A 4,464-nucleotide genomic window follows, 5' to 3' on the forward strand; every position below is an offset into this window, starting at 1 on the left:
GCTTAAAGTCATAAATTATCTTCATATTCTTCTGACTTTAAGCTGTAAATCCTCCTTGGTTGCAGCACAAGAAAGCCCTTTTGTCAACTTATTAGTCAAAGTAGATTGATTCTTGGCATTATTCCAAGGAATGCTCTTGTACTTTGGATTTATCCATTCTGGATGTTGTTGTTGAATAGAAACGATCGTTTGGTAAATATAATTGCTAATGGCCTTAATAGCAGTAGCATTATTAGTCATCAGCAAACCAGAATTATCTGACATAGTCCATAAGCAATTAATGGTCACTCAATTTTGGATGATTCACAATTAGCAGTGATCAACCATTTTGAGACCTATAGCAAAGAACGAGTTGGTTAAGACATAGACTGACAATCCACCTTAGATAGGGAAATGTTTTTCCCACTGTTGCCTCTGTTGCTACGCATGCCATCTCTTGGTCGGCATTCTCATGGCGTTCCCTTCGGAAATGGAGGGACAGGAAACCCGAAAAGTGCAGAGGTCATCCGCTTTTAATATCGGCGTTTCGGCTATTGGCGACATGAAAAGCTTTAGCTCCTCTGTAAGAGGCTAGCCGTTAACGTACTTGTGCCCTAGCTTTTAGCGGAGCTTTACCCTAGCAAAACGCCTGTTTCCCACAGCTTTCGTCTGCCACCGATGCGGGGTTGCATCACTGTTCCTTATTGCCTGTTGCCTGTTCCCTGCTATACACATATCAATCATTTGACATACTCCCGACGTTGCGCTTGAGCTACAACGTGGAATTCGCTAACATAGCTTGTAGGAGCTTTTTGCTTCCTCTTGACAGAGGAGCTACCCTAACATAGCACCTTCCTCCAAGGACGAACCTTTTCTGGTCTCAAGGCGCGCTCCACAGTATGTCGCCAATCTGACGGCTTTCCTATAAACTGCTAGCCTAGCATCCTGATTAATTCTAACATACTATTAGGAAAACCGCAGCATTGATTAGTTTTCTCATCCCTCTGCTCCCACCCTCAGGAGAGTGCGGGTCTTCAAACAAAGTTTAGATCGGAGATCCCTAATAGTTTGACAATCCATTTTAATATGGCCACAGTCAATTTATGTTATAAAGTAAATAATATTTTTCTCCTCATACCAAATTCATTTCTAACTTGCATAGAATAATATCTCGATCGGGGTTGACTGTAGATCGAGATAGACAAGTTAATAAATTTCATAATTCTGTGCCACCTCACATAAAATTGGTATCACACCTAAAAGCTAACACCTAACACCTAATACCTAATACCTAATAACTAATTTTGTGCAGCCTCACATAAAATTGGTATCACTACAAACTTGAGTAGTAGAAAACTGGGGGGTGGTATCTGCAAAGAGATACTGCGAACTAATTAGTTTGTCAGGCTACCTGAAGACCCATCCCGTATTGAAAAAATCACTATGAATTCAAACATGAAGCCTACAGAATAACTCAACGGTAGCGAAAGGGGCGTTGCTGAAGTGTCATTTCAGTTATTAGTTAGCCTCCTGCCGGAGGAACTGCGTTAACAGTATCTATGCAATAAGGAGGCTTGAAAGATAGAATATTCTCTTTGTCTTGGTCCATTGGATATGACGAGGAAACCCGCTCTTGACAGAGCCGCTTCGCTGTTAGCGTTTGCGGTAGCATTCCGGAACGGAAAGCTTTGCGGTAGCAAACTCCATCCCAACCTACGGGAAGCTACGCTAACGAAAGCTTTTTATCCCCTTAATTAAAAGGGGAGGCACATACCCACAATTTCTTGGTAAAATTGAAAAATTTATGTTTTGCGTTGATACTTAATCTAAAAATCGTTACCATTCAGCAACGTCGTGAAAAGAACTGAAAAACATGGCAAGCACAACTATTATAGAAATATTTGCCCAAAACTATTCAGACAGGAGTATTAAGAATTAAAATTAATTTCAATTAAACAAGAGTTAAGAAAAACCTTCCTCTCAAAAGTGAGAATATCCTGAAAATACATATCAAAAATTAACCGTGAATATCTCCATTAGGCATTACAGCACCTTGCATTTGAGCACCACTTAAATTAGCTGTACTTAATTCAACCCTGGTTAAGATTGAGTCATTCAAACTGGAATTACGGAAATTTGCTTTTGCGAGATAAGCGTCAGTTAGGTCTGCTTTAGTGAGATTGGCCTGACTTAAATTGGCTCTGCTAAGATCGGCCCTCACCAAATTTACTTGAGTTAGATTTGCTTTGATTAACTGAGCTTTACCCAATTTTACATCTGCCATGACCGCGCCAGTTAAATTCGCTTCATTCAGCCGTGTATCCATTAATCCTGCTCTTTGAATTTTGGCATTAATTAAACTTGCCCCAGATAAGTTAACTCCTGCCAAATTAGATTCTGTTAAAAATGCCCCATCCAAAATTGTTTGAGCTAAGTTTGCTTTTGTTAATTTAGCACCTCTAAGTAAAACTTCACTTAAGTTTGCTCCTCTTAAATCAGCTTTTGTTAAATCTGCCCCAGTCAAATCAACACCACGCAAATCAGCTCCACGCAAGTTTACTCCTCTAAGATTAGCTATTTTATAAGCTCGCTTTTCATGGCGGAGATTTGCTCCACGCATATAAGCACCACGCAAGTCAGCACCCTGTAGATTAACTCCTCGCATATCTGCCCCACTCAGATTAGCATCAATTAAACTTGCTAATTCTAGATTGGCCTGCCGAAAGTCTGCATTCTGTAAGTTTGCGCCATGAAGATCGACATCAGCCATTTTAACAGATTGCAAATTTGCTTGAGTTAGATATGCACCACTGAGTCTGGCAGTAATTAGGTTAGCACGTTGTAGATTAACTCGGTTAAGGAAGGCTAATACAAAGTCTGCTCCTTGAAGATCTGCTCCAGAGAAATTTGCACCAATTAAATCTGCTCCATTTAACTGTACACCTTTAAGATTGATGCCATGAAAATCAGTATCTCCTGCTGCATATCTTCTCAGAATTTCACCACCACTCATTATAATTTTCCTTTCCTTACTTAAAAAATTAACTCGAAGTAAGAAGGAAGAGGTAATCAGGAAGAAGGTTAGTTAATTGTTTTGACTAAAATCAATTCTTACGTCTTACTTCCTTCAGATTTTACTTCTTCTTTCTTACTTGTTTTCATCAAAATATTTTAGCATTCAATTGTTTGCGTCCAAGCAATTGATTTTTCTCCTAGTTTTCTACCATGAATTTTGACATTTTTCAGAGATTCTGATTTCAAACTAGCAATTTTTTGTTGCACTAATGAAGTTACCATTTCTTGATTTGGGATTTGCTCAGATTCTAGGATAAGATGTAGCCAAGCATTTCTTCTACCAGCTATTATTTTAATTTCTTGTTGCTGAAGTAATTGATGAATTATTAAGGCAACTGCTTTTGGATTACCTTGGGTTGCTAATTCTAGAATTTTTTGTTGATTCTCATCAACACTTTCTTTTTTTTGTTCTAATTCTGTAGAGTTGGTATTGCTAGAATTACTGAAGTTAAGTTTTTTTCTTTCTTCTATTTCTAATTGTTTCAGAATTTCTTTGAATTTTGTGGACTGGTCTTGTATATTACTAATTAAATTTTCTAACGCTGTATATTTTAATAATAAACGTTGTTCTTCTAGCTCAGATTGTAAAAGGTGGTTTAAAGTTTCCTCTAAGGAAATAAATTGTGTTTCTACAGTATCCATTACAGTATCTACACTCTGATTTACCAATGTAGAAATTTCATGCTCTATTTCTAATTTTTGTTTGATTGAATCTAGGATATTTTTTCTTTCTATAGAATCTGTTTGCTCTTGGCCTTGACTATCTATTTTTGGTTGAATAGTAACAGAAGGGATTATTTGTTGTGGCTCAATTGAATCGGTAACATTTTTGGCTTTTTGTTGATTATTTTTTTGGTGAATTCTTTTTGTTTGGGAATTTTCAAATGAACTTATAGACGATGATTCTTGAGTAAAAAAATTACCTTTCTGAAAAGCACTGTTATTTTCTGGATTGCTGATTTTTTGCTCTGAATCTTCAACTTGTACTTGACTATTTGTAGGTAGGATAATTTCTGATGAATAGCAAGTACTTAAAGCATTGATAATTACATTTGCTACTTGAACATATTCATCTGGAGATTCAAAATTATTAGCCATACTATATAAAGAAGATTCTAAATCTGTAATAGATAGGCATAAATTAAATATTTGCCTGATTAGACTATCTAAGTTTTTTGTTTTCAGCAATAACCAATCTCTTTCCCCAAAATTAAATTGATGTTCTACGATTGAAAAAATCAGAATTTTTGTCTTTAATGGATTAGTTCCTTCCATGATTTTTTGCCGGACATCAAACAATTTCCCAGGGTCTCTTTCATAAGATTCTTCTACTACTAATCTATCTTTAAGAGTTATTTGTTCACCTGAATCTCCCTGAAGACCCCAAATGGGACTAGATTCCATAATTGA

At 36.7% G+C, this 4,464-nt stretch carries 3 protein-coding genes; all 3 read right to left on the reverse strand.

Features of this window, described 5'->3' with window-relative positions:
• Positions 1–21 precede the first annotated feature (21 nt).
• Positions 22–264, reverse strand: a complete 243-nt coding sequence (locus F6K13_RS20025; protein ID WP_287288152.1) for a hypothetical protein — start codon at positions 262–264, stop codon at positions 22–24.
• A gap of 1,732 nt (positions 265–1,996) precedes the next feature.
• Positions 1,997–2,992 (reverse strand): pentapeptide repeat-containing protein, encoded by a 996-nt coding sequence (locus tag F6K13_RS20030; RefSeq protein WP_124145111.1) that lies wholly within the window; start codon positions 2,990–2,992, stop codon positions 1,997–1,999.
• A 158-nt stretch (positions 2,993–3,150) separates the two neighbouring features.
• The coding region (locus F6K13_RS20035; protein ID WP_287288154.1) for a hypothetical protein at positions 3,151–4,464 on the reverse strand (1,314 nt) is incomplete at its 5' end.

The sequence above is a fragment of the Okeania sp. SIO2B9 genome (genome assembly GCF_010672505.1).
GTDB classification, from domain to species: Bacteria; Cyanobacteriota; Cyanobacteriia; order Cyanobacteriales; family Microcoleaceae; genus Okeania; species Okeania hirsuta.